The sequence below is a fragment of the Candidatus Pseudothioglobus sp. Uisw_050_01 genome (assembly GCF_048085775.1).
Taxonomy (GTDB): domain Bacteria; phylum Pseudomonadota; class Gammaproteobacteria; order PS1; family Pseudothioglobaceae; genus Pseudothioglobus.
In genome coordinates, this window is sequence record NZ_CP159804.1 from 335,457 (window position 1) to 360,681 (window position 25,225).

Annotated in this window: 26 protein-coding genes; 23 read left to right on the top strand and 3 right to left on the bottom strand. The window is 30.7% G+C overall.

Annotated features, from left to right (window positions below; genetic code table 11):
• Positions 1-355: 355 nt before the first annotated feature.
• The 5 genes from ABXT51_RS01670 to ABXT51_RS01690 all read left to right on the top strand — a co-directional run bounded on the left by ABXT51_RS01670 (position 356) and on the right by ABXT51_RS01690 (position 4,920).
• Positions 356-1,375 carry an MBOAT family O-acyltransferase gene (locus ABXT51_RS01670; RefSeq protein WP_416695852.1) on the top strand — a complete coding sequence of 340 codons (1,020 nt, stop codon included), beginning with the start codon at positions 356-358 and terminating at the stop codon, positions 1,373-1,375.
• A 216-nt stretch (positions 1,376-1,591) separates the two neighbouring features.
• Positions 1,592-2,422 (top strand): hypothetical protein, encoded by an 831-nt coding sequence (locus tag ABXT51_RS01675; RefSeq protein WP_416695853.1) that lies wholly within the window; start codon positions 1,592-1,594, stop codon positions 2,420-2,422.
• Between the two features lie 16 nt (positions 2,423-2,438).
• Positions 2,439-3,140 (top strand): methyltransferase domain-containing protein, encoded by a 702-nt coding sequence (locus ABXT51_RS01680; protein ID WP_416695854.1) that lies wholly within the window; start codon positions 2,439-2,441, stop codon positions 3,138-3,140.
• Positions 3,137-3,997 (top strand): glycosyltransferase, encoded by an 861-nt coding sequence (locus ABXT51_RS01685; RefSeq protein ID WP_416695855.1) that lies wholly within the window; start codon positions 3,137-3,139, stop codon positions 3,995-3,997. The genes ABXT51_RS01680 and ABXT51_RS01685 overlap by 4 nt, the downstream gene beginning before the upstream one ends.
• Entirely contained in the window at positions 3,994-4,920 is a 927-nt protein-coding gene (locus ABXT51_RS01690; protein WP_416695856.1) for a glycosyltransferase family 9 protein, read from the top strand. Before ABXT51_RS01685 ends, ABXT51_RS01690 begins: the two co-directional genes overlap by 4 nt.
• Here ABXT51_RS01690 and gmhA read toward each other — a convergent pair.
• The 3 genes from gmhA to rfaD are packed head-to-tail and all read right to left on the bottom strand — an operon-like array spanning position 4,912 to position 7,918.
• Complete coding sequence (gene gmhA / locus ABXT51_RS01695) at positions 4,912-5,487, bottom strand: D-sedoheptulose 7-phosphate isomerase (protein ID WP_416695857.1); 576 nt, start codon at positions 5,485-5,487, stop codon at positions 4,912-4,914. The two genes, ABXT51_RS01690 and gmhA, sit on opposite strands and share 9 nt — an antisense overlap.
• A 2-nt stretch (positions 5,488-5,489) precedes the next feature.
• Entirely contained in the window at positions 5,490-6,917 is a 1,428-nt protein-coding gene (gene rfaE1 / locus ABXT51_RS01700; protein WP_416695858.1) for a D-glycero-beta-D-manno-heptose-7-phosphate kinase, read from the bottom strand.
• Positions 6,914-7,918 (bottom strand): ADP-glyceromanno-heptose 6-epimerase, encoded by a 1,005-nt coding sequence (gene rfaD, locus ABXT51_RS01705; RefSeq protein ID WP_416695859.1) that lies wholly within the window; start codon positions 7,916-7,918, stop codon positions 6,914-6,916. The genes rfaE1 and rfaD overlap by 4 nt, the downstream gene beginning before the upstream one ends.
• Positions 7,919-8,097: 179 nt before the next feature.
• On the opposite strand from rfaD, the gene tviB reads away from it, so the two are divergent.
• From tviB to ABXT51_RS01795, 18 genes are all read left to right on the top strand, one after another.
• Positions 8,098-9,366, top strand: a complete 1,269-nt coding sequence (tviB, locus tag ABXT51_RS01710) for a Vi polysaccharide biosynthesis UDP-N-acetylglucosamine C-6 dehydrogenase TviB (protein WP_416695860.1) — start codon at positions 8,098-8,100, stop codon at positions 9,364-9,366.
• A complete protein-coding gene (locus ABXT51_RS01715) occupies positions 9,367-10,398 on the top strand; it encodes an NAD-dependent epimerase/dehydratase family protein (protein WP_416695861.1) in 1,032 nt (343 codons plus the stop codon).
• Positions 10,399-10,415: 17 nt separating this feature from the next.
• Positions 10,416-11,447 carry a GDP-mannose 4,6-dehydratase gene (gmd, locus tag ABXT51_RS01720; protein WP_416695862.1) on the top strand — a complete coding sequence of 344 codons (1,032 nt, stop codon included), beginning with the start codon at positions 10,416-10,418 and terminating at the stop codon, positions 11,445-11,447.
• Complete coding sequence (gene rfbC / locus ABXT51_RS01725; RefSeq protein ID WP_416695863.1) at positions 11,444-11,968, top strand: dTDP-4-dehydrorhamnose 3,5-epimerase; 525 nt, start codon at positions 11,444-11,446, stop codon at positions 11,966-11,968. Before gmd ends, rfbC begins: the two co-directional genes overlap by 4 nt.
• Positions 11,969-11,976: 8 nt before the next feature.
• The gene (locus ABXT51_RS01730) at positions 11,977-12,375 is read left to right on the top strand and encodes a hypothetical protein (RefSeq protein ID WP_416695864.1); all 399 of its coding nucleotides are present in this window, start codon (positions 11,977-11,979) and stop codon (positions 12,373-12,375) included.
• Between the two features lie 3 nt (positions 12,376-12,378).
• Positions 12,379-12,942 (top strand): class I SAM-dependent methyltransferase, encoded by a 564-nt coding sequence (locus ABXT51_RS01735; protein ID WP_416695865.1) that lies wholly within the window; start codon positions 12,379-12,381, stop codon positions 12,940-12,942.
• Positions 12,939-14,033: a DegT/DnrJ/EryC1/StrS family aminotransferase gene (locus tag ABXT51_RS01740; RefSeq protein ID WP_416695866.1), complete on the top strand. Its 1,095-nt coding sequence runs from the start codon at positions 12,939-12,941 to the stop codon at positions 14,031-14,033. The genes ABXT51_RS01735 and ABXT51_RS01740 overlap by 4 nt, the downstream gene beginning before the upstream one ends.
• Positions 14,034-14,037: 4 nt before the next feature.
• Complete coding sequence (locus ABXT51_RS01745) at positions 14,038-14,997, top strand: GDP-L-fucose synthase family protein (protein WP_416695867.1); 960 nt, start codon at positions 14,038-14,040, stop codon at positions 14,995-14,997.
• Positions 14,994-15,857 carry an alpha-1,2-fucosyltransferase gene (locus ABXT51_RS01750; protein ID WP_416695868.1) on the top strand — a complete coding sequence of 288 codons (864 nt, stop codon included), beginning with the start codon at positions 14,994-14,996 and terminating at the stop codon, positions 15,855-15,857. Before ABXT51_RS01745 ends, ABXT51_RS01750 begins: the two co-directional genes overlap by 4 nt.
• Before the next feature lie 95 nt (positions 15,858-15,952).
• Entirely contained in the window at positions 15,953-16,942 is a 990-nt protein-coding gene (locus tag ABXT51_RS01755; RefSeq protein WP_416695869.1) for a hypothetical protein, read from the top strand.
• Between the two features lie 179 nt (positions 16,943-17,121).
• Entirely contained in the window at positions 17,122-18,795 is a 1,674-nt protein-coding gene (locus ABXT51_RS01760; protein ID WP_416695870.1) for an ABC transporter ATP-binding protein, read from the top strand.
• A gap of 72 nt (positions 18,796-18,867) precedes the next feature.
• Entirely contained in the window at positions 18,868-19,737 is an 870-nt protein-coding gene (locus ABXT51_RS01765; protein WP_416695871.1) for an NAD-dependent epimerase/dehydratase family protein, read from the top strand.
• The gene (locus ABXT51_RS01770) at positions 19,737-20,738 is read left to right on the top strand and encodes a nucleotide-diphospho-sugar transferase (protein ID WP_416695872.1); all 1,002 of its coding nucleotides are present in this window, start codon (positions 19,737-19,739) and stop codon (positions 20,736-20,738) included. The genes ABXT51_RS01765 and ABXT51_RS01770 overlap by 1 nt, the downstream gene beginning before the upstream one ends.
• An 88-nt stretch (positions 20,739-20,826) precedes the next feature.
• The gene (locus ABXT51_RS01775) at positions 20,827-22,095 is read left to right on the top strand and encodes a glycerate kinase (RefSeq protein WP_416695873.1); all 1,269 of its coding nucleotides are present in this window, start codon (positions 20,827-20,829) and stop codon (positions 22,093-22,095) included.
• A 44-nt stretch (positions 22,096-22,139) separates the two neighbouring features.
• Positions 22,140-22,880 carry an NTP transferase domain-containing protein gene (locus tag ABXT51_RS01780; RefSeq protein WP_416695874.1) on the top strand — a complete coding sequence of 247 codons (741 nt, stop codon included), beginning with the start codon at positions 22,140-22,142 and terminating at the stop codon, positions 22,878-22,880.
• On the top strand, positions 22,873-23,595 hold the full coding sequence (locus ABXT51_RS01785) for an HAD family hydrolase (RefSeq protein WP_416695875.1): 723 nt from the start codon (positions 22,873-22,875) through the stop codon (positions 23,593-23,595). Before ABXT51_RS01780 ends, ABXT51_RS01785 begins: the two co-directional genes overlap by 8 nt.
• A gap of 35 nt (positions 23,596-23,630) precedes the next feature.
• Positions 23,631-24,446, top strand: a complete 816-nt coding sequence (locus ABXT51_RS01790) for an SDR family NAD(P)-dependent oxidoreductase (protein WP_416695876.1) — start codon at positions 23,631-23,633, stop codon at positions 24,444-24,446.
• Positions 24,447-24,458: 12 nt separating this feature from the next.
• On the top strand, positions 24,459-25,223 hold the full coding sequence (locus ABXT51_RS01795; RefSeq protein ID WP_416695877.1) for an SDR family NAD(P)-dependent oxidoreductase: 765 nt from the start codon (positions 24,459-24,461) through the stop codon (positions 25,221-25,223).
• The last annotated feature ends 2 nt before the right edge of the window (positions 25,224-25,225 follow it).

Below are 25,225 nucleotides of genomic sequence, written 5' to 3' on the forward strand. Positions count from 1 at the left end.
TAAAAAAAGGTTAACAACTCTAGCTACTGGATCTTTAGCATTTGCTAGTTTATTTTTTTATAGCTGGTGGAATATCATCTATTTACCATTAATTCTATTTTCAGTAATCATTAATTATGCATTTAGCTTCTTAATGACCAAGTCGACTTTGTATAAAAAAACCTTGTTAATATTTGGCCTTTTTTTTAACATATTATTGCTTGGCTACTTCAAATATAGTGATTTTTTCATTCAAAATATAAACTTTGTTTTTTACACTAACTATTCTCTTTTAAGATTAACTTTACCATTAGCCATATCATTTTTTACATTTCAGCAGATAGCTTTTTTAGTCGATAGTTTTAAAGGTTATGTTGTGAAACATACTTTTCTTAACTATATTGTTTTTGTCACATTTTTTCCTCAGCTAATTGCTGGCCCAATTGTGCATCATAAAGAAATGATGCCTCAATTTACTAAAAAAAGAAATAAGTTCATAAATTATAAGAATATTTACTTAGGTGTTTTTATTTTTTCTATAGGACTATTTAAAAAAGTAGTTATTGCTGATACTTTCTCTATTTGGGCCTCAAATGGATTTGATGTGTTAGAGCAATTGAGTCTAATAGAAGCTTGGATAACTTCTCTTTCTTATACCTTTCAATTGTATTTTGATTTCTCTGGTTATACAGATATGGCTATTGGTGTTGCTCTTTTATTTAATATCAAATTGCCATTAAATTTCAATAGTCCCTATAAAGCAATAAATATTAGAGATTTTTGGCAAAGGTGGCATATAACACTCTCAAGGTTTTTAAGAGATTATGTATATATCCCTATTGGTGGAAATAAAAAAGGTAGTTTCAAAATGTATTGTAATTTGCTTGCTACTTTTTTAATTGGAGGAATATGGCATGGAGCTGGATGGACTTTCATTTTTTGGGGGGCTCTGCATGCATTAGCGATTATTTGTCATAGGATTTGGTGTAATACTGGGGTTAACTTAAATAAACTAGTAGCTTGGTTTGTAACCTTTAACTTTATAAATATATCTTGGATATTTTTTAGAGCTGAGCAATGGGAAGATGCTATAAAGGTTTTAAAAGGAATGTTTGGATTTTCAGGAGTAGTATTGCCAAGTATTTTTCTAAATATTTCTTTTTTGCAAGGAAATGAGATAGTAATTGGCGAGGTTTTTGCTAACTTTAATAGTGATACTGAAATTACTTTGTGGTTGCTTATAGCATTATTTATATGCTTATTTTTTAAAAATTCGAATGAGATAGTAAGTTTTTACAAGCCTGATAATAAAATTGTGTTCTTTATTGTCTCAATATTTACTATTTCTTTAATGAATTTAGATAAAAATGTTGACTTTATTTACTTTAACTTTTAGGGGTAATTTTTGTATAAAAAACATACACTAAAAATATTCCTTTCATTTTTATTAACACTTTTTCTTTTTAGTGTAATGAATTATCTAATTGATCCATATGGCTATCAATCTAGAGATGATAAATTTGTTAAAAATTTAACAATGTTTAATAAGCCAAATGTTGCAAATGCAAGGATTCATTCTGATGGCTATTACTACCTAATTGGCAGCTCAAGGATGGCAAGGGTTAATCCTATAGTAATAGAAAATATCACAGGTAAAAAAACTCATAATATAAAAATCGATGGTGCAACTTTGTCTGAAAATAGACTTCTTGCATCAAAGGTAAAAAAACAGGGTAATTTTTTTATTTATAGTTTTGATGTTTTTTCTTCAAATAAAAGCAGGGAGAAATATAGTGAAATTAATGCCAGATATAAGGCATATTTAAAAGAATTAGAGGGCAGTATTTTTTTTAATAAATATTTTAATAGCGACATTACAATTAGATCTATTCAACATGCTATCAAATCTCTTAGAGGAGAGAATTTAAATAAACAGCATTTAGAACAAAACTCTCGCTATTCTGATTTTAGATTTAATTTATCTTTAAATAGTTCAGGGGTATTAAATAATTTGGATAAAAGTAATTTTTCAAATTTTGAATCTTATTCATCTGAAGAGGTAGTTAAATTAGCTAAATTAGGAACAAAGGACGATATTTTTATAATCTTGCCAAAGCATGCGTCTTTTTATTACTTATTCGCCAAATATCAAGATATTGAGAATAAATATTTTTCGGCCATATCGACTTTAGTTAATAATACTGAGGCTCAGGTTTGGTCTTATTATGGGCTAAACAATATTACTCAAAAAGAAAATAATTTTATTGATAATGGTTGGCATTTTAAGCCTCAAGTTAGCAATATAATATTTCAAGAGGTTTTTGAGCCAAGAGTCCCAATTGAAAATCAAAGAATAGGGGTACAGATAACAAAAGAAAATTTAAATGATTATTTGTCTTTTGTAAGCCAAGATATTGGTAATATTGTAATTAAAGATAATTAATAATTTTTAAATAGTTATGAGTAAAAATAACACATATATAGATTGGAAGAATTGGGATACAGACTCTTTCGGTAAGACTTCTCAATTAGAAGAGACTTATTTTAATAATATTGTGAAATTATTAAAATTAAAGAAGTCTTCTAAAATTTTAGAAATTGGTTTTGGTAATGGTGCATTTCTTGGTTATGCAGTTAGTCAAAACTTTAATTATGATGGTATTGAGTCAAATGAAAATTTAGTTGATTTAGCTATTGATAATAATTTTTCAGCATACACCTCTCTCGATAAGATAGATACAGAAACTAAGTATGACTTAATAATTTTATTTGATGTTATTGAGCATATTAATGCAGATGCAGTTGAAGAGTTTTTTAAAGAAATTAATGTTCATTTAGAGGAAGCTGGCTCAATATTTTTAAGGTTTCCAAATGGCTCAAGTCCTTTAGGGCTTGGGAATCAGCACGGCGATGTAACTCATTGTAATATTGTTACTTTACCTAAGCTTAATTACTGGTGCTATAACTCAGATTTAAAGGTAATATTTTATAGAGGAGATATACGACCTTTTATTTTTAGACATAATATACTTAAGATGCCTTCTAGATTGATAAGGTTATTTTTGCATATTTTAACTGAAAAATTTATAAGATCAATTTCAAGTCAATCTAAAGGGGTTCTTTCTTCAAATTTGGAAGTGGTAATTAAAAAAATAAAATGAAAATTAGTGCATTTACATTTATAAAAAATGGGCAAATATTAGGCTATCCATTTTTAGAGTCGATAAAATCTATTTTGTCAATTGTTGATGAATTTGTAATAAATATTGGTGAAAGTGAAGATGATACCTTGTCGCAAATTCGTGCAATTGATAATCCAAAAATTAGAATTATTGAATCTAAATGGAATGATCAGATGCAAGACAAGGGCTATGTTTATGGACAGCAAAAAATGATTGCTCAGTTTAATTGTACTGGAGATTGGCTTTTCTATATTGAAGGCGACGAGATCTACCATGAAAATGATTTAGAAAAAATTAAAGAGTCAATGAAATTGCATTTAAATGACTCAAATGTAGAGGCTTTAGTTTTTGATTTTTACCATTTTTATGGCAACTCTAATAGTTTTCTAGAATCACCTGGCTGGTATCGATCTGAAGCGAGAGTCATTAAGAGCTCTGTAAGGTCATATGCTCCTGATGGCTTATTTTGGCTCGTTCTCGATGGAAATAAAAAAGGAAGGTATCCTAAGGCTAAAAAAGTAGGCGCCTATTGTTATCATTATGGGTGGGTTCGAAGTGAGGCTCAAATGAACCTAAAGAGTCAAAAAGTTCAAAAATATTGGGGCAAGTCTCCTAGTAAGATTGATTACTCTCAAATAGATCAGTCTATTATTAAAGAGTTTACTGGGACTCATCCCTATTGCGTATTAAATTGGCTTCCAAAAGAGAAGGGCGTGTATTTAGCTGATGCTAATTATCAATTAAATACAAAACAAAAAAAACATCGACAAATGATTAAACTGGAATTGTTATTCGGTCTAGAGTTAAGTAAAAAACATTATAAGTTAGTTAAATGAAGGTTTTGATAGAGCTTCCTACTTGGCTTGGCGATGCTGTTATGGCTACTCCAGCTATTGAAAATTTGGAGAATCACTTTGATGATGCTGAAATTACATTAATAGGCTCATCTGTTGCAATTGAGGCGATTAAGGGTCATCCTAGGGTTTTTAAAACTTATATTTTAGACAAAACTTTCAAAAAAACATTTCAGCTAATAATGGACCTTGGTGAGTTTGATGCATTTGTTTCTTTTAGAGGCTCTCTTCGCTCAAAATTAATAAAGTTTTGTGTCTCATCTAAAAGTAAGTTTCAATTTGATAAAAAAAAATACGCTAAAGGGCATCAAGTTGAAAAATATAATAACTTCATTAATGATTGCGTTAATTCTAATTCTAGTCCAGGTAAATTGATATTACATAATGTAAGAAAAATTAAATCTGGAAAAAATAAAATATTAGGCATTAATCCTGGTGCCTCATATGGGGATGCCAAACGTTGGTATCCTGATGAATTTGCAAATGTTGCAAGTGCTTTGTCTATTGAATATGATATTGTTATTTTTGGAGGACCTAGTGAAAAAGATATTGCAGGAGATATAGAAAAAACTTTAATTGAAAAAGGAGTTACTAACTATCAAAATTTGGCAGCTCATACTAGTATTTCTGAGCTAATGAATCATATTTCAAATCTTGATTTATTTATTACTGGCGATAGTGGTTCAATGCATTTGGCAGCATGTTTTCAAATTCCTACTGTTTCAATTTTTGGCCCAACAAAAGATAATGAAACATCACAGTGGATGAACAAGAGTAGCTTTGTTCTAAAAAAAACCTTGGATTGCCAGCCATGTATGAAGAGGAGTTGCCCATTAAAACACCATAATTGCATGAAACTTATTAAGGCAAAAGACGTTCTTAATGTAATTGATGGTCTAGTGTGAATCAATGAATGCATTGTCAATTAATTGACAGATTGTATGTCCAATTAAAATATGCATTTCTTGAATTCTTGGTGTATCGTCAGAGGCAACTACAAGGTTGACATCACATAAATCATTAAAAGCGCCACCATCTTTACCACTAAAGCCAATAGTTCTACAATCAAGCTCTTTGGCAAGTTTTAATGCGCTAATTATATTTGGACTGCTTCCACCAGTACTAATAGTAATCAAAACATCATCTTTGTTAGCTAGAGCTTCCACTTGACGAGTAAATACAGATAAGTATCCAAAGTCATTGCTAATAGATGTAATCACAGATGAATCAGTAGTTAATGCAATAGCAGGTAAGCCTTTTCGCTCTTCTTTATACCTTCCAATAATTTCTGCAGCAATATGTTGAGCATCAGCAGCACTTCCACCATTACCAATTAGTAATATTTTATTTCCATTTTTAAGGCTATTAATGCAAATATTAGCAGCAATTTCAATGAGGTCACTAATTGCTTCCATTGTTTTTGAACTAACTGCGATATGTTTTTTAAATTCATTTAATATGATTGATTTCATAACTAATTACCTTTTTGAATTTTATTAATAATTTGACTTGAGCTTTTGCCTTCAATAAATTCAATTAGTATTAATTCGTCAACAATATCTTGTCCTACTACTTTTTTTCCTTCATAATCTTTGCCTTTAACTAAGGTATTTGGTTTGATCTTTTGGATTAAATTATATGGCGTATCTTCGTCAAAAATTACTACATAATCTACTACTTCAAGAGCGGCAACTATATAAGCCCTATCAGTTTCATTATTAATTGGTCGTCCTGATCCTTTTATTGCTTTTACTGATCGGTCAGAATTTAGACCAAGAATTAAAATATCCCCAAAGCTTTTGGCAGCCTCTAAATATTGAACATGTCCTGCATGCAAAAGATCAAAGCAACCATTAGTAAAAACAATTTTCTTATCTCTTGATTTTAAGTCTTTGCTTAATGCTTTAATTTCATCGAGTGTTTTAATATGCTCAACACTAGAAGATTTATTAAGGCTTGATTCAAGTTCAATAATTTCATCGAGAGAAGCAGTAGCACTGCCAATTTTACTTACTACAACACTTGCGGCAAGGTTAGAGAATTTAATAGCATCATCAATTTTGAGGTTACAAGCTAGAGCAAAACCAAGTGATGCAAGAACTGTATCGCCAGCTCCAGTTACATCAAATACCTCTCTAGTATTAGTAGGATGAATGCGAAATTTATTGTCAAAAATTGCTATACCATCTTCACTAAGAGTAATAAGTGAAACATCAAGATCGTAATCATTTTTTAATTTAGTAATTGTTTTAATTAAGCTTGTATTATCTTTAATATTGATTTGAGTAGCTTCACTAGCTTCTTTTTGATTTGGAGTGAGAAGATAAGCGCCCTTATATTTAGAAAAATCAGTACCTTTTGGGTCAACTAATACTTTTTTCTGATATTTATTTGCAATGGTAATTAAAGATTTAGTAAGTCCTTTAGTAAGGACTCCTTTTCCATAATCAGATAGCAAAATAACTTCATAATTATCAATAATTTTTTTAAAAGTATTAAGAATTAGATCTTGTGATGCTTCACTTATGTCTTCAGTACTTTCTTGATCATAACGAACGACCTGTTGCTGAGAGGCAATAATTCTACTTTTTTTAGAGATAGTTCGATTTTTTTGAGTAATTAGAAAATTAGTATCAACATTAATATCAGTTAAAAGTTTTTGCAGTTCATGAGAAGCCTTTGAATCACTTATAATACTTATCGCATCAACTTTGGCCCCTAATGATTTCAGATTGTTTATAACATTTCCAGCACCACCTAAAACTGAGCTCTCACTCTCAATATCTATAACTTGAACTGGTGCTTCAGGAGATACTCTTTTACAATGTCCCCAGAGATAATGGTCTATCATTAAGTCTCCAATAACAAGCACTCGAGGATTTTTATTTTGGAGTTCAATCATTTATTATCACTTCCATGCAGTCGCTTAATTTCAGATATATAGTCCTTAATTCCTTCCTCTAGGCTATATTTAGGCATAAAGTCTAAGTATATTTTTGAAGAATCTATATTTGCTTGCGTATGCATCTGGTAGCCTTTAAGTGGATTAGGAAAATATTCAGTACCAAGGTTACTTCCTAATTCATTTTGCAGAATATCGGCAATATCTTGAAAACTCCTAGGTATCCCTGTACCTACATTATAGACTCCATTTATTTTAGGACTACATGCTTTAATATTAGCTTGTATAACATCATCAATATATATAAAATCTCTTAGAATTTGATCAGAAGATTCAAATAGTTTTGGCGCATTACCATCTAAGATTTGATGACCAAGTTGAATTACCATTGAAGAGGTTTTAGCTTTGTAATATTCACCAGGTCCATATACATTAAAAAACTTTAAACCTACTATTGTCATATTTGGGTTTTCATTTCCAAAGCGATATGCAATTTGATCCATCATATGCTTACTAAAGCCATAAGGGTTTTCAGGGCTTTCTTGACCAACAGTTTGTGGAGATGAAAGACTGCCATAGGTTGCAGCAGAGCTTGCATATACTATTACAGCCTCATTATCTTTGGCAATATTTAAAATGTCATAGAAAGAGTTAACATTTGTTTGCATAACAACTTCTTGATCATATACTCGAGTATCTGAAATAGCAGCTTGATGAAAGATGAAATCAAAATTATACTTTTTAAGTAGTAATAAATCATTTTTGTTATTTATATTTCCACAAATAACATCACCTTTAAAGTCAATTAAGTTTTTATAATGACCAAAACTTTGAAGATTACCATTAGAAAAAGTTAATTCGCTCCGAAAGCAATCAAATACGACAAGATTTGAGTTAGGGTAGTTTTGTTGAAAATAAAAGACTAAGTTGCTGCCGATAAAACCTGCACCACCAGTTATCAAGATAGTTTTATTATTAAAGTTAATATTATTATATTTCATATTACTCTTTACAAATTAATTCAACTAATGTCTTATTATAAATAATTCAAAAAATCACGGTGTTATATAATTGGTATAGGATTTTATTATTCGAGAATATATTGGTTTAAAATGCTTTCTGTATTTTAATAGTATTTTTTATCATTTTATCTCGATAACAGTTAAGGATTAATATCATAATGACCGAGAAGAGTATCGCAGTTATAGGGCTTGGCTATGTTGGCCTACCTTTATCTGTTGAGTTCGGTAAAAAGCGCCATGTGATTGGATTTGATATTAATAAAAATAGGTTAATTGACTTAAAAAATGGCTTTGATTCCACGCTTGAAATAACGTCGCAAGAGTTAAACGAGGCCTCTTACCTGAGTTTTACATCAAAATTAGATGAAATTAAAGCATGTGAAATTTATATCATTACTGTTCCTACACCAATAGATAGCGATAAGAATCCTGACCTTGCTCCACTTAAGAAGGCGAGCCAGAGTATTGGAGTAATTCTTAAAAAAGGTGATATTGTGATTTATGAATCAACAGTTTATCCTGGCGCAACTGAAGAGGTTTGTGTTCCATTACTTGAAAAGTATTCTGGGTTGAAATTTAATAAAGATTTTTACTGCGGCTATTCTCCTGAAAGGATAAATCCTGGTGACAAGAACCATCGTTTGGCTGATATTAAAAAAGTTACTTCTGGTTCTAATAAGGAAGTTTCTATTGAAATAGATATTCTATATCGTGAGATTATTAAAGCAGGAACCCATATGGCTAGCAGTATAAAAGTTGCAGAAGCTGCAAAGGTAATTGAAAATACGCAGCGCGATGTTAATATTGCACTAATTAATGAGCTTTCAATTATATTTAATAAGCTTGGTATAGATACTCAATCTGTTTTAGAGGCTGCAGCTACAAAATGGAATTTTTTACCATTCACACCAGGCTTGGTTGGTGGACATTGTATTGGTGTTGATCCATATTATTTAACTCATAAAGCTTTAAGTATTGGCTATAAGCCTGAGGTAATTCTTGCAGGTCGAAAAATTAATGACAGTATGGGTACATATGTTGTTCAAGAAATTTTGAAGTTAATGAAAGAAAAAGCAATTAAAATCCCTAAGTCTAATATTCTTATAATGGGATTAACTTTTAAAGACAATTGCCCTGACTTGAGAAACTCTAAAGTATTTGGAGTAATTAAAGAGTTTGAAAATTTAAATTGTAACGTGGATGTTTACGACCCATGGGCCTCAAAAGAAGAGGTGAGTAATTATTATAATATTAATCTTATAGATAAACCGGTTGAAAAAAAATATGACTGTATTGTTTTGGCTGTCGCACATAATGATTTCAAAAGCATGAGTAAAGATAGGATTAAGGAATTTAGTAAGGATAAATTTATTCTTTATGATATTAAGCATATTCTTAATAAAGAAGAAGTTGATGGAAGGCTATAAATGAAATATATAGAAATCATAAATGAGTTAAAAACTAATCAGAGAAATTGGTTGATAACAGGAGTAGCAGGTTTTATTGGCTCTAATTTACTAGAAAATCTTCTTATATTGAACCAAAAAGTTGTTGGTGTAGATAATTTTGAAACTGGCTTCCAGCATAATATTGATCAAGCAATTGAGGATGCTGAAAATTCTTCGGGGAAGTTACTTGGTCATAATTTTACATTTATAAAAGGTGATATTACTAATTTAGAAGATTGCCATCTAGCTTGTGCAGGTGTTGATTTTGTTCTTCATCATGCCGCATTAGGTTCAGTCCCTAGGTCAATTGAGGACCCTATAAATACTAATAGGACCAATATTGATGGTTTTTTAAACATGCTGATAGCTTCAAGGGATGCAAAAATAAAACGTTTCGTTTACGCATCTTCTAGTGCTAATTATGGAGATCATCCTTCGCTACCCAAAGTAGAACAAAATATTGGTAACCCTCTAAGTCCTTATGCTGTGACTAAAGTTGTAAATGAGTTATATGCAAATGTTTTTTCTAATAATTATGGGTTTGATTCAATAGGTCTCAGATATTTTAATATTTTTGGTAAGAGGCAAGATCCTAATGGTGCATATGCTGCTGTTATTCCAGCATGGATTTCTTCCATTCTTAATCATGATCCTATATTCATTAATGGTGATGGCAAAACGAGTAGAGATTTTTGTTACATCGATAATGTTGTTCAAATAAATATATTGGCAGCGTTAGTAGAAGATAATAACTCAGTTAACCAAATTTATAATGTTGCTGTGAGTGAAAAAACAAACCTTAATGATTTACATCAAATTATAGAAGGGCTTCTTATCAAAAGAATTCAAGGTTTAATTAAAAAAGAACCAAAATATAGAGAATTTCGAGTGGGCGATGTGAAGCATTCTTTGGCAGATATAAGTAAAGCTAAAAAATTGCTCGGTTATCAATCAAATTACTCTCTGGCTAAGGGGCTAGAAAGTTTGGTAGATTGGTATTTAAAAAAATAACTAATTAGGATGATTGTGTGAAAAAAGCTTTTATTACTGGAGTTACTGGACAAGATGGCTCATATTTAGCCGAACTTTTATTAGAAAAAAACTATGAGGTTCATGCAATAATGCGAAGAACTTCTATTTTTAATACAAAGAGAATAGATCATTTAGATGGACATCCTAATTTTTATACTTATTATGGAGATTTAACAGATTCGAGTAATCTAAATAGAATACTTACAAAAGTTCAGCCTGATGAAATATATAATTTAGGTGCACAATCTCATGTTGCAGTTTCTTTTGAGGTTCCTGAATATACAGCTGAAGTTGTTGGTGTAGGAGCTATAAGGCTTCTAGATGCTGTTCGTGATTTAAAACTTGTTTGTAAATATTATCAAGCATCCACGTCCGAACTATTTGGAGGCATTCCAGGTACTGAGCCTCAGAGTGAAACAACTCCTTTCTATCCTAAATCACCTTATGGTGCAGCAAAACTTTACGCTTACTGGGTAACTGTAAATTATCGAGAGTCATATGGTTTATTTGCCTGTAATGGTATATTGTTTAACCATGAGTCACCTAGGCGAGGTGAAACTTTTGTAACTAAAAAAATTACTCAAGCAGTTGCTCGGATTCACCAAGGAAGGCAAAATGTCTTGAAACTTGGAAATTTAGATGCAAAACGTGATTGGGGTCATGCAAAAGATTTTGTTTATGCTCAATGGTTAATGCTTCAACAAGAAAAGCCACAAGATTATGTTATTGCTACTGGTGAGACCCATACAGTTAGAGAGTTTGTAGAAGTAGCATTCAGGGAAATTGGAGTGTCTATTAGCTGGAAAGGAAGTGGTGTTAATGAAAAAGGTTTTGATGAAAATTCAGGAAAAATTTTAATAGAAATTGATGAAAAATATTTCCGTCCAGCAGAGGTTGAATTGCTTCTTGGAGACCCATCTAAAGCTGAAAATGAGTTAAATTGGAAAAGAGAGATTTCTTTTAAGCAATTAGTTACAGAGATGGTTAAGTATGACTTGAACAATGATGACTTTGGTGGAATTGAATGAGTATAGAGTTCTCCATAGAGGAGTCAAATGAAATGTCAGGAGTTTGGATAATTAAACCATCAATTTCTGAAGATCTGAGGGGAGATATCTGGACATCATTTTTAAAATATGACCTAGAAAAATTATTGCCAAATGGATTATTTTTTAAACATGATAAGTTTTCTACATCAAAATTTAATGTTTTAAGAGGTATCCATGGTGATACAAAATCATGGAAGTTAGTTACATCTGTTTTTGGAGAGATTCAGCAAGTAGTTGTAGACTTGAGAGAGTCATCCGAAACTTATTTAAAGTGGCAAGAATTTAATATTGGTAAAAAAAATCAAAAACTTATATTAATTCCTCCAGGTGTTGGTAACGCATATTATGTAAAGAGTGAGCTTGCAGTTTATCATTATAAACTTGCTTATGAGGGCAACTATATGGATGCTGATGAGCAGTTCTCCGTAAAATGGAATGATCCAAGAATTAATATTAATTGGTTGTCCAATTCACCTTTACTTTCAAACAGAGACAGATAGGAGTTTTGATGGAAACAATTAATCATGAAGGAAAAATTATATCTATTATTTATAGAGATTCAGACTGGGTTAAAGGTCTTAATTTTGTTACACCGGATGAGCTATTTATTCAAGTAGGCTCATGGTGGTACGATAAAGGTAAGAAATTAGATAAACATGTACATAAGGAGTTCGATCGTAATTCATCTCGCACACAAGAATCAATTTATATAAAGAAAGGCTCTGTGAAAGTGTCACTTTTTACTGAAGAGGAGAGCTTCTTACAAGAGTATATTCTTTATGAAGGAGATCTTGCAGTATTTGGTTATGGCGGGCATGGTTATGAGATATTAGAAAATGATACTCAAGTCATTGAGTCAAAAAATGGACCATTTATAAGTGTAGAACATGATAAAAATAAATTTTAAATTATGAGTGAAGACATAAAACTACATTTAGGTTGCTGGCATAGATATATTCCGGGCTTTATTCATATAGATTTATGTGATATGAGTCATATTGATTATAAGTCTGGAATAGATGATTTATCAATGTTTACAGATGAGTCAGTATCTTTAATCTACTCTAGTCATAACTTTGAGTACTTTAATCCTGCCGAGGCTCTTGAAGTTTTAAAGGAATGGAGTAGGGTCTTAAAGCCAAATGGCTTATTGAGAATAGCATTGCCAGATTTTGATAGTTTGATTGAGGTTTATCATAAGAGTGGAAAGATTGAAAGTATTCTTGGACCACTATATGGTCAGATGGATATTCAAACTCAAACAGAAAAAATAACTCTTTTTCACAAGACTGTTTACAACTTTAATAGTATGTCAAAATTACTTGGTGATAATGGCTTCAAAGATGTAAAGAAATACAACTGGCAAGAAACTCTTCATAAAGATTATGATGATCACTCACAATCTTACTTCCCACATATGGATAAAGAAAATGGTATTTTAGTTAGCTTAAACGTTGAGGCTACTAAAATATGAGTGATGATTTTATTATGCAGATGCGTCCTTGGTTTGGCAAGGAAGAAAAACAAGCTGTTTGTAGTTACATGGATGAAGATGGGTTTATAACTGAGTTTAAGCGTACTGAAATATTTGAAAAAATGATTGCTAACTATACGGGTGCTAAACATTGCATAGTAGTTAACAATGGTACTATTAGTTTGACACTAGCAGCAATTGCTTCTGGAATACAGGCTAATGATGAGGTAATTGTTCCTAATTACACAATGATTGCAACCCCTAATTCAATTAAATTGCTTGGAGCTAAGCCAATATTTGTTGATGTAGAGGCTGAAACTTTATGTTTAGATATTGAACTAGTTAAGCAAGCCATTACAAATAAAACAAAAGCCATCATGTTGGTTACTGCAAATGGAAGGTATCCAAAATCAGGAATTGAGGCTTTTGAAAATCTTTGTAAGGATAAAGGGCTAATCCTAATTGAAGATGCTGCTCAATCTCTTGGATCATTTTATAAAGATGGAAGGCATATTGGAAATGCAGGAATGGTAGGTAGTTTCTCGTTTTCTGCTCCAAAGATTATATCAACAGGTCAAGGTGGCGCACTTATCACTAATGATGATGGAGTTATGGCTAAGCTTAGGCGGCTAAAAGATTTTGGCCGATCTAGTGGAGGAAATGATATACATGATTCCATAGGATATAATTTTAAGTTTACTGAGTTGCAGGCTTGCATTGGTATTGAGCAAATGAAAAAATTACAATATAGAGTTGAAAGAAAAAAAGAAATATATCAAGCTTATGCTAGTAATTTAGAAAATATCAAACAAATAAATCTTTTTGATCATGATATTGAATATACAGCTCCATGGTTTTTTGACTGTATTGCAGAAAAACGAGATGAATTATCTATCTTTTTAAAGCAAAATAATATTGGTACAAGACCAATGTATCCTCCAATTAATAATCAACTTGCTTATTCTGTTCCTGGTAGTCATCCTGTCTCAAATTTTGTTGGAAATAATGGTTTATGGCTTCCTTCATCGAGTCAATTAGAGAATAGTGACATTACAAGAGTTTGTGGATTAATAAAAGATTTTTATAACTAACCCTATGAAATCAAAAGTATATATAGCGGGTCATAATGGAATGGTTGGAAGTTCTATTTTTAGACAATTAAAAAATGAACCAGTAAATATTATTACAAGAGCACATTCTGAGTTGGATTTAACTGATCAAGCTCAAGTCTTAGAATTTTTCAAAAAAGAAATGCCTAGTGAGGTTTATATTGCTGCTGGGAAAGTCGGTGGTATATATGCCAATAGCTCATTTCCAGCTGATTTTATTTATGAAAATATAATGATTCAAACTAATATTATTCATGCTGCATTTGAAAGTGGTGTTAAAAAATTACTTTTTATTGGCTCTAGTAGTATATATCCTAAGCTATCTGACCAACCAATGAAAGAGGACTATCTAATGACTGGCTCACTTGAGCCTTCTAATGAGGCATATTCAATTGCAAAAATTGCAGGGATTAAAATGTGTGAAAGTTATAATAAACAATATGGCAAAGAATATGGTTTAAGTTTCAGAAGTATCATGCCAACCAATTTATATGGAATTGGAGATAATTATCATTCAAAAAATAGCCATGTTATTCCTTCACTAATTAAAAGAGTTCATGAAGCAAAAATTAAGAATGAAACACTAACTGTTTGGGGAAGTGGTGATGCTAAAAGGGAATTTCTTTTTGTTGATGATTTGGCTTCAGCATCTATATTTATAATGAAAATTGAAAATAGTGTTTATGAAAAGGTTGTTGATCTTAATTGTAGTCATCTTAATGCAGGTTATGGAGAAGATATTTCAATTAAGAATTTAGTTAGTTGTATTACTAGTGTTGTTGGCTATACTGGGGAAGTTAAATATGATTCTTCGCTTCCAGAGGGCATGAATAGAAAATTACTAGATAGCCAAAAGTTAAATAAGTTGGGATGGATGCCCAAAATAAATTTAATAGATGGCCTCGAACTTACTTACAAAGATTATTTGAAAAAAATAGACTTATGATAGTATATTATTCTTCTTGGGGGGTAGGTAATGAATTATTTCAGTATGCTTATTTGAGATCTTTAGCTAAAAATAATGAAAATATTTTTTGCTTGGGTGGGATGGAAGAGTTGGCGGATGGCTTTGATCTAAAAGATTTAAATTTTCATATCTATATACCTTCAAGAGCTATTAACTCCATTATGCGAATCCTTATTTTTCCAGCTTTATATTGGCTTGCTAAAAAACGCATATTCAATTATTTTGAACATTTAAGGGATGAAAAAGGAGTTTACGATAAAAAAGTGTCTAAAAAAACTGGCTTGATTCCAGTCAGTATAGTTAAACAAGGCTTTTTTCAAAGTGAGATGCTATTTAATATTGATAATATTAAAGTTAAGACTAAAGATCATTATTTTCAAAGTGCTTTAAAAATTTTTAATAGCTTCCCTAATGATAGAACAAAGGTATTTGTTCATGTTCGCAGAGGAGACTATCTAAGAGAGTTTTATAATAACAAAAGAGGGGTAAATCTTCCATTTTCCTACTATAGTAATGCAATTAGTCTAATTGAAAACGAGGTAAATTTTCCTTACTATATTTTTTTATCTGATGACCCTGAATATGTTGAGCAAGCATTTAGACACATAAGTGATTCTGATAAGTATATATCCTCTAATCATCCAATTGTTGATTTTTCTCTAATGACATTATGTAAATATGGGATAGGGTCAAATAGTACTTTTGCATGGTGGGGTTCATATTTAATGAAGTACAGGAAAAAAGTTTTTTTTCCAAAATATTGGCATGGCTGGAGAGAAAAAGTGGAGTCTCATCCTGGTATACAACCATCATGGTCTGAAATTATTGATATAGATTAATGTATGAAAATAATATTAACTTAATTAGATTAAAGCGATAAAAATTTACCAGAAGGTATACTTCTCAACTAATAAATATATTTTTAAGAGGCTTCATGATGCGAGTTTTAGTTTTTAGATTTTTTCTTAAGCTTAATTCCCTAATATTAAATTTATTTAATATTAGCTTATTTATAAAAACTCCAGATAAAGAGTTAGTAAATGAGCTTTGGGCTAGTTATAAAGAGCTTCCTACCTATGGTGATATCAGTTCTACAAATTTAAGTGAAGAGCATGCTTTAGAAGCATGGCAACAAAATTTAAATGTACTAAGAGAATCAGTTCTTAATAATCAAATAGATTTATTTTTGAGTTGGCCAGTAATTTCAAAGACAATGAATTTAGGCATAAATGCAGATTTTATTTATGATGAGATTAAATATTTAAAAAAACATAAGAATTGGAAGATATATAAAAAGGGCATAAGAGAAGACTGGTTTGGTCATAGATCTATGTATGCCTTCTATCCTAGCTCATCTGCTATTTTGATTCATCATGGCTATCATATTGCACAGTTTGAATCAATTACAAATACGAACATAATAGACCAGGATTGTATTTTAGAATTTGGTGGTGGCTTTGGAAGTATGTGTAGATTAAACTATAATTTAGGGTTTGATGGCGGCTATATAATTTTCGACTTTTCTCATTTCTCACTTTTACAAAAGTACTATTTAAAAAATATCAATATTCCTGTTGTAAGTGTCAATGAATTTATGAAAACTAAGAAAGGAGTGGTTTGTATTTCTGATCTTGAACAATTGAAGGCTATTTTAGATATTTTTGATAATAAAACTAAAATGCTTCTTATTGCTACATGGTCATTAAGTGAAGCGCCAATTTCGGTAAGAGATTTATTTATAGATTGTTGTGATAATGTATCAAGCTTTTTGATCGCTTATCAAGATAATTTTGCGTCTATTGATAATAAAAAATATTTTAATTCTTTTCAAAAAAAACGTGACAAGTTATTTTGGGCTGATAATAAAATTGAACATCTCCCATCAGATTATTATTTATTTGGATCAAAAAATATAAAGGTTTAGGTGAGTGCTAATGCAATTAATAATGAGCTCAGAAGAATTTTAGTTCTTAGTGAAGGTATTGTTAATAGGACTAACTATAAGTTTTCTTTTTAAAGGGTTTTTAAATGACTAACTTGCTAATATTGTGGCAAAACATATCAAAAAAGCGGAGAAAACAATTAGTCCTTCTTTTGGCTCTTATGATTTTAACTTCGTTTTTAGAGATGCTGAGTGTTGGGTCCGTGCTGCCATTTATTGCTGCATTAACTAATCCAGAACATCTTTTTCAAAATAAGTATATGCAGCCTCTTTTTGAACTATTAGGCATAATTAGGCCTGATCAAATGGCCTTCCCCTTTAGTGTTATATTTGTTTGTGCTACATTATTTGCTGGAGTTATTCGTATAACATTATTATATCTGTCGACTTACTTGACGCAAGCAATTGGAGCAGACCTTAGTATTGAAATATATAGACGTACTTTATATCAGGATTATTTAGTCCATGTTTCTCGCAATAGTAGCGAAATAGTCAATGGTATCCTTTTAAAAACAAACATGGTAAGCGATCAAGTAATAAGTCCAATCTTGGCATTATTTGGTTCAATATTTATTATTACTGGCTTGATATCAGTTCTTATTTTTATTGATGCTGCAGTTGCATTTGTTTTATTTGCAAGCTTGAGCATAATATATTTTTCGATAATGAAATCAACTAGTTTTCGCCTTAAACAAAATAGTATTACTATCAATCTTAAATCTACTGAAAAAGTAAAAGCACTCCAAGAGGGTTTATTGGGTTTCAGGGAGGTCCTTTTAAATCAAGCTCAAAATTTTTATTCAAAAATTTTTCAAAATGCAGATTTGCCTGTTCGTAATGCAATGGCAAATAGTCAATTTCTAGCTGGGTGTCCAAAATTTGCTATTGAAGCCTTTGGGATGTCAATAGTTGCTGTTTTAGCATATTTAATGACTACTCAAAGTGACCATCCTCTGGGCGCTATTCCTGTTTTGGCTGCTTTTGCAATTGGAGCGCAAAGGATTCTACCTGCTTTGCAACAGGTTTATAACTCTTATATTTCTTACAAGAGTGCTGATGAATCTTTTAAGGAAGTTCTTGTGTTGCTTAAACAACCTCTGCCAGAATATTTAGAAAATAATTCATTTAATGATGTTTTATTTTCTCATAGGATAGAATTGAAGAACGTTAGTTTCAAATATTCAGAAGACTCTACTTTTGTCTTAGAAAATGTCAATTTAGTAATCAATAAAGGAGATAAAGTAGGTTTTATTGGGGAAACTGGAAGTGGTAAAAGTACATTGATTGATATAATTATTGGGCTGTTGTCGCCTTCAGATGGCATGTTATTAGTTGATGGTAAGGAAATAAATATTAAGAATAGGCATTTATGGCAGCAAAAAATTTCTAATGTGCCTCAAAATATTAATTTATTTGATACTTCTGTTGAAGAAAATATTGCTTTTGGTATGACTGGTGATGAAATAAATTATGCTAAAGTTTTAGATGCTGCAAAAGTAGCTCAACTTTCTAAGCTAATTGATGGATGGGATGACAAATATCAAACTCTAATTGGCGAACATGGTGTAAGAATTTCTGGTGGTCAGCGTCAAAGGATTGGTATAGCTAGGGCTTTATATAAAGAATCAGATTTATTAATTCTAGATGAAGCAACTAGTGCTTTAGATAATAAAACAGAGGAAAATACAATCAAATCAATAATTGATTCAAATAAAGATGTAACTATCCTTATGATTGCTCATAGACTTACAACTTTGAAACATTGTAATAAGATAATTGAGTTAACAGTTCCAAATGGGCTTCGTGAAATCAAATATAGCGATATTAGCATGTAGCAATATGAAATAAATGTAATGGACTTTTTATTTTATTTTATTTTATTTTATTTTATTTGATTATATTTATATATGAAAAAACAAATACTTGTAACTGGGGGAGCTGGATTTATAGGAAGTCATCTTTGTGAGAGGCTCTCATTAGATCCTAATAATATTGTCTATTCACTAGATAATTATTTTATGGGGAGTCGCGATAATCATGTTGATAACGTTACTTATATTGAAGGTGATGTTGGTAATATCGATAATTTAGTAAATTTTTCACCTCATATTATTTATCATCTTGGTGAATATTCAAGAGTAGAGCAAAGTTTTGATGATATAGAGAAAGTATGGAAATTCAATAAGTTGGGTATTTTTGCAATGCTTGAATTTGTAAGAAAAACCAAGTCTAAGTTAATTTATTCTGGTAGTAGTACAAAATATAGTGATGGTGCGCTTGGGAGAACTCAAAGTCCTTATGCATGGACAAAAGCCTCTAATACTGAATTAATTGTAAATTATGGGCAATGGTATGGAATTTCTTATGCAATTACCTATTTTTATAATGTCTATGGAAAAAGAGAAATATCTTCAGGAAAATATGCGACTATTATTGCATCATTTATTGATAAGATGAGGAAAGGCGAAGATCTTACAGTTGTTAACCCCGGACTTCAGAGGAGAAATTTTACGCATGTTGATGATATTATCGAGGGACTCATTCTTGTTGCCGAAAAAGGACATGGCGATGAGTTTGGAATTGGCAATCCAAAAAGCTATTCAATTCTTGAAATTGCAAAAATGTTTGGGGGTAACGTTCAAATGCTACCAGAAAGACAAGGCAATAGAATGTCTGGAGATGTTATAACTACTAAAACTGAAGCTTTGGGTTGGTTTATTAAACATAATATTGAAGACTATATAAGAAAACTTGAAAAAAATAACTGGAAGTTGTAATGAGTAAAAATGAATCAAATATTGTTAAGATTAATAAACTAAATACAGCAACGTTATTGATGACATTTAATCGGCTTGATACAACCAAAGAGGTATTTGAGTCAATACGTAAAGCAAAGGTACCTAGGCTTTATATTTCTTCAGATGGAGCCCGACCTGAAATTGAGGGGGAGCTGGAGATGGTTACAATAGTGCGAGATTATTTGATATCTAACGTTGATTGGCCTTGCGAAGTAAAGACTCGCTTCAATGAGGCAAACTTAGGCTGTAAAAAAGGCTGCACTAGTGCTATAGATTGGTTTTTTGAAAATGAAGAAATGGGAGTTATTCTTGAAGACGACTGTTTACCAAGCCAAAGTTTTTTTTGGTATTGTGAAGAAATGTTAGAAAAATTTAAAGATGATAAAAGAGTGATGCATGTTGCAGGTATGACATATGTAGAAAAACCAAATAATTTCCAAAATTATAGCTACCATTTTTGTAACGTAGGAGGAGTATGGGGTTGGGCAACATGGAGAAGGGCTTGGGCATTATATGAGTATGAAATGGAAAGTTATCTTCAAGCCAAAGAAGAGAATTTATTTGATAGTTTGCTTAATGGGCAACCTGAAGTTAAAAGATTACTATTAAATTGGTTCGAAATGTCTTATAGTACTCAAAGTACTTGGGATTTTCAATGGACATATACAAAGATTATTAATAGTTCTATTAATATCATGCCATCTAAAAATCTTATTAGAAATATAGGGCATGGCCATACTGAGGCAACTCATACCATTCTTATGAATGGTAGATACTCAAACATGGAGTTAAATGAACTTAGTTTTCCATTAAAGCACCCAAAATTTATAGTAATTGATAGGGTTTTTGATCAATTAAACTTCAAATATAATTCTCATAGAAGTTTTATTAATAATATCTATTATTATATTGATACTAGATTCCCTAGGTGGGTAACTAGACCATTAAAATATTTTAAAAACTTACTGAAGAATAATTAGTCATAAAACTAATATAATTTATAAAAAATATTTGTGAAATTTATTTAGTTTTGATAATAATTGCCAAATTAATATTTAAGAGGATTCAATGATGAATATTTTAATTTCCTCAGGTTCATTCAAAGACGTTTTTACGCCAATGCAGGCATGTGATATGATCGGTTCTGTTGTAGAATCATTAGGTCTTCAAAATGTTACTATTGATAAAGTTCCAATGGTAGATGGAGGTGAGTACTCAGCAGTTGCCCTGCAAGAAAACTTTAATCTAAAAAACATATATGTAAATAATATTATTAACCCTTATGGTAATAATATTCGCTCATCCTATCTAGAGATTAGAGAAGATACTGCCTATATTGATTCCTCTAGTATATTGCGATTATTGCCAGAAGAAGATATATATAAGAATCCATTAAAATTGACCTCATTTGGATTAGGACAAATGATAGCTAAAGTTGTGTCAAAAGGATATAAGAATATTTATATTGGTCTTGGAGGCACTAATACAGTTGATTGTGGAATTGGAATGGCCCAAGCTCTGGGAGTTATTTTTTATGACAGCAAGAGTAATGAAATAATCCCTAAAAATGGAATTTATCTTACTGGGGATGATTTGGTAAATATTAATAGAGTTGACATTAGTAATGTCAACGATGATTATAAAGATATCTACATTGAAACTTTATGTGATGGAACTGCTTCAATTAGGGATATGAAAACCCCAAATAATCAGAAAATTGGGCAGTATTTTTTCGATACCAATAAGCTAATAAATGATCAACTTGAATTAGGTATTAAGCAATATGGAGTTATTGTTGAAAAGACTTTAACACAAATATCAAAACTTAAATTTTTACCAATTAATAAACAACAGTATTTTGGTATTGCTGGAGGAATTAATTTAAGTCTAAGTTTTATTTTTAATCTTAAACCAAAATTGGGCTATGAGTTCTTTATAAATAAATTTAAAGTTGCTGAAAAAGTTAAAAAAGCAGACCTTGTAATTACTGGAGAGGGTAGATTTGATAATTCATTCAATGGGAAAACTCCTATAGGAATTTGTAAATTAGCCAAAAGTCATAATAAATTAGCTTTATTTTTAACTGGAAGCGTTAGTGATTCAATGCAGAAGTATTTTAATCAGTATCTTGCCTTAGATTTGCCACAGAAATATAAAAATAATGGTATTCATGCAATAATTAGTTGCCATAATTACTATAATGATGTTGAAATACCATTAAATGAAGCAATAAGAAATAAAATGTTTGAAAGTATTACTCCTGTAATATTTAAATCAAGTATTAAAGATTATCTTGGGCAAGAGCTGTTTAAGAAATATAACATTATTAAAGATTAATTTAGTTTTTATTATATAAGTGTTGGGCAAAAATAGGATTTTATATGAAAGTTGTAATATTAATAGCAGGTGTTGGGAGAAGATTTGGAGGGAATCAGGCTACCAGAAATCATAAAGCTTTAGTTAAACTCGACGACTATACTCTTCTAGACCATTTAATTAATAATTTTATTATAGCTGGTGTAACTGAGTTTATTCCAATTGTTGGCCACTGTTCAGAAGAAATAATTTCGCGCTTTAAAGAGCGTTGTCCAGAGTCAATAACTATTAATCCTATTTATAATGAATTCTATAGCTCTAGAAATAATCTTTATACTTTATTTTGCTCGAGAGGTGTTGTAGATGGTAAAGACTTTATATTATGTAATGGTGATATGGTTTTTGATTATGAGATAATTGAAAAATTAACTGCTATGAATAATGTTTCAGCAATAGCTATAGATGATTATGAGTATAAAGGTCCAGTTGATTCTCCAGGCGTTGTTCTTAATGGTGACAAAATTTCTGATTTGGGTAGGCATATTCCATTTGAACAGAATGAGGGGTATGCTATAGGTTTATATAGTTTTAGAAGTGAACTATCAACTGCTTTTTTTATTGAGGCGGAAAAATCCTTAGCTGAAGATATGAATGCTGGGTTTCATGATCCATTAGTGAGTTTATTCAATAAACATTCAATATATAAATGTAGTACTGAGAATTTATTATGGACTGATATTGATGATCAAAGTGACATACAAAAAGCAAAATGGATAAATAGTCAAATCACAGAAAAGTATGTCTGAAAAAGACAGAGTACTTCTATTAGATTTTGATGGAGTTCTTTGTAATGGTCTTGATGAAATGCTAATAGTTAGTTACAACACCTATTATAAATGTGATTTAAGATATGTAGATAGTATCTCCTCTGCACAGCGTATTTTTTTTTATCAAAATCGATGGATGGTTAGGCCTGCAGGAGAGTATTTTATTTTATGGAAGGCTTATGAACTATTTAAGAATATTGATATTAAGATTTTTCATTATTTAAAATTACAGTTTTTAGAAGAAATTCAATTATTTCAAAGTAGTTTTTATAAGCAACGAGATGCCCTTAAAGATGATTTAGAATACTGGCTATCGCTCCATAAAACATATCAAAATGTATCTGAATTTTTGTTAAAGCCAGAGAGTAAATTTTTTATTATTACTAATAAAGATAAAGAGTCTGTTGAAATTTTAGCTAAATATTTTGGGTACTTTAGCAAGATTCGTGATATTTATTCAAAAGAGATATCGGTATATAAAGAGCAATTGATAAAAAGGCTTCTTTCTGATTATCAATTTGACTATACTTCTAACAAATTTATTTTCATCGATGATAATATTACAAATTTAGATGAAGTTGCTTCTATGAAAGAGGATATTGTAACTATTTTTACGAGCTGGGGTTACATGGGCGATGTTGACTCAGAGCAACATAAAAAAATTTATAATATGAGTGATTTTATTGGATTTTAGTACTAATTTAGATATCTAATGGAGACATATTTTTTATGAATATAATTATTACGGGTGGTACTAGAGGTATTGGCTTAAGCCATGCTGTGTATTTATCTAAGAAAGGCCATAATCTCGCATTAATTGATATTAGTAGAAATGCTGGTACTATTTATGGGGAGACTAATAGTGTCGATGACTTAGTTAAACAACTTTCTATTAATGGTTCTAAAAACAAATTTTATAAATGTGACTTAACCAATTTTCTTGAAGCTAAAAATACTTTTAATAAGATCATAAATGATTTTGGTCAAATAGATGGCTGTGTATTAAATGTTGGTGGAGACGTAGTTGGCCAAGACTCAGATGCAAGTGGTGGAAAAGCCATAATAAATAATTTTGAGATTGATGAGATTGATCATGATGCTGTTTTTAATCGAAATTACAAAACAACATTAAACTCATTAAAGTCTATAGTTCCACATTTTAAAGATAATAAATTTGGTAAGATTGTTACTACGTCATCTGCTTCGGCTAATTATGGTGTGGTTCAAGAAACAACATATTCAGTTTCAAAAGCTGCAGTTGCACAATTAACTAGAAGTGTGGCAGCTGAAGTAAGGGCTTTTGGAGTCAATGTCAACTGCATTGCTCCTGGAGCTTCTTTATCTGGCCGATTTAATGCTACTCTTGAAAATAGATCAGCTGAAGATAGAGAAAAGATTCTTAGTCAGTCTAATTCAATACTTCTTAAACCTGCTGAGCCAGAATATATATCATCCGTAGTAAATTTTTTGCTTTCTGAAGAGGCGCAATACATATCAGGACAAATAATTAGAATAGACGGCGGCCAGTCAATTTCACCAATATAAATAGATTTAATTATGAGTAATTTTAATTTTATTAATAAAACAGTTATTATTTCTGGAGGAGGCAGTGGAATTGGCTATGAGATTGCTAAATCATTCCTTCAAAATGGTGCTAATGTCGCAATTCTGGGAAGAAGGGAGGAGGTGCTTATCGATTCAGTAAAAAAGATGACTTCTGAGGTAAATAACTCAAATAATAGGGTCATATCAATTCCTTGTGATTTATCTCAAGATGATGAGGTAAATGAAGTTTTTATGAAGGTTATTGGTCATTTTAAGAGTATTGATATTGTGATTAATAATTGTGCAACATGGATAATTAAGCCAGTAAATGAATTAAGTGTTATAGAGTTAGACGAGCAATTTAATAATATTTTTAAAACTACAGTATTATGTACTAAGTATGCAGCAAAAAATATGAAAAATCAAGGTGTAATCATAAATCTTGGGTCATTTGCCAGTGTACTGCCTATCAAAAATTCAAGTATATATTCATCACTTAAAAGCTCTATTGTTACTTTTACAAAATCTACTGCATCTGAGCTAGGACTAAAAAATATTAGAGTGAACTGTGTAATTCCAGGAGTAATTAGAACTCCAATGACGTCAAAATATATTGATGAAAACTATGATAGATTAATTAAACCAATTGCATTAGGTAGGCTGGGAGAGTCCTCAGATATTGCAAATAGCATACTTTTTTTATCATCAGATATGGCATCATATATTACAGGCACTAGTCTCGAAGTTAGCGGTGGAAAGTTTTCAACACAACATTGAAA

What these genes read in the sequence shown, in the direction of transcription:
- ABXT51_RS01760 (WP_416695870.1), top strand. Translation starts at nt 17,122, where the DNA reads ATGATTTTAACTTCGTTTTTAGAGATGCTGAGTGTTGGGTCCGTGCTG.
- tviB (WP_416695860.1), top strand. Translation starts at nt 8,098, where the DNA reads ATGACCGAGAAGAGTATCGCAGTTATAGGGCTTGGCTATGTTGGCCTA.
- ABXT51_RS01755 (WP_416695869.1), top strand. Translation starts at nt 15,953, where the DNA reads ATGATGCGAGTTTTAGTTTTTAGATTTTTTCTTAAGCTTAATTCCCTA.
- ABXT51_RS01785 (WP_416695875.1), top strand. Translation starts at nt 22,873, where the DNA reads ATGTCTGAAAAAGACAGAGTACTTCTATTAGATTTTGATGGAGTTCTT.
- ABXT51_RS01750 (WP_416695868.1), top strand. Translation starts at nt 14,994, where the DNA reads ATGATAGTATATTATTCTTCTTGGGGGGTAGGTAATGAATTATTTCAG.
- ABXT51_RS01685 (WP_416695855.1), top strand. Translation starts at nt 3,137, where the DNA reads ATGAAAATTAGTGCATTTACATTTATAAAAAATGGGCAAATATTAGGC.
- ABXT51_RS01740 (WP_416695866.1), top strand. Translation starts at nt 12,939, where the DNA reads ATGAGTGATGATTTTATTATGCAGATGCGTCCTTGGTTTGGCAAGGAA.
- gmhA (WP_416695857.1), bottom strand. Translation starts at nt 5,487, where the DNA reads ATGAAATCAATCATATTAAATGAATTTAAAAAACATATCGCAGTTAGT.
- ABXT51_RS01680 (WP_416695854.1), top strand. Translation starts at nt 2,439, where the DNA reads ATGAGTAAAAATAACACATATATAGATTGGAAGAATTGGGATACAGAC.
- rfaD (WP_416695859.1), bottom strand. Translation starts at nt 7,918, where the DNA reads ATGAAATATAATAATATTAACTTTAATAATAAAACTATCTTGATAACT.
- rfbC (WP_416695863.1), top strand. Translation starts at nt 11,444, where the DNA reads ATGAGTATAGAGTTCTCCATAGAGGAGTCAAATGAAATGTCAGGAGTT.
- ABXT51_RS01780 (WP_416695874.1), top strand. Translation starts at nt 22,140, where the DNA reads ATGAAAGTTGTAATATTAATAGCAGGTGTTGGGAGAAGATTTGGAGGG.
- ABXT51_RS01765 (WP_416695871.1), top strand. Translation starts at nt 18,868, where the DNA reads ATGAAAAAACAAATACTTGTAACTGGGGGAGCTGGATTTATAGGAAGT.
- rfaE1 (WP_416695858.1), bottom strand. Translation starts at nt 6,917, where the DNA reads ATGATTGAACTCCAAAATAAAAATCCTCGAGTGCTTGTTATTGGAGAC.
- ABXT51_RS01690 (WP_416695856.1), top strand. Translation starts at nt 3,994, where the DNA reads ATGAAGGTTTTGATAGAGCTTCCTACTTGGCTTGGCGATGCTGTTATG.
- ABXT51_RS01715 (WP_416695861.1), top strand. Translation starts at nt 9,367, where the DNA reads ATGAAATATATAGAAATCATAAATGAGTTAAAAACTAATCAGAGAAAT.
- ABXT51_RS01745 (WP_416695867.1), top strand. Translation starts at nt 14,038, where the DNA reads ATGAAATCAAAAGTATATATAGCGGGTCATAATGGAATGGTTGGAAGT.
- ABXT51_RS01795 (WP_416695877.1), top strand. Translation starts at nt 24,459, where the DNA reads ATGAGTAATTTTAATTTTATTAATAAAACAGTTATTATTTCTGGAGGA.
- ABXT51_RS01770 (WP_416695872.1), top strand. Translation starts at nt 19,737, where the DNA reads ATGAGTAAAAATGAATCAAATATTGTTAAGATTAATAAACTAAATACA.
- ABXT51_RS01675 (WP_416695853.1), top strand. Translation starts at nt 1,592, where the DNA reads ATGGCAAGGGTTAATCCTATAGTAATAGAAAATATCACAGGTAAAAAA.
- ABXT51_RS01775 (WP_416695873.1), top strand. Translation starts at nt 20,827, where the DNA reads ATGATGAATATTTTAATTTCCTCAGGTTCATTCAAAGACGTTTTTACG.
- ABXT51_RS01790 (WP_416695876.1), top strand. Translation starts at nt 23,631, where the DNA reads ATGAATATAATTATTACGGGTGGTACTAGAGGTATTGGCTTAAGCCAT.
- ABXT51_RS01730 (WP_416695864.1), top strand. Translation starts at nt 11,977, where the DNA reads ATGGAAACAATTAATCATGAAGGAAAAATTATATCTATTATTTATAGA.
- ABXT51_RS01735 (WP_416695865.1), top strand. Translation starts at nt 12,379, where the DNA reads ATGAGTGAAGACATAAAACTACATTTAGGTTGCTGGCATAGATATATT.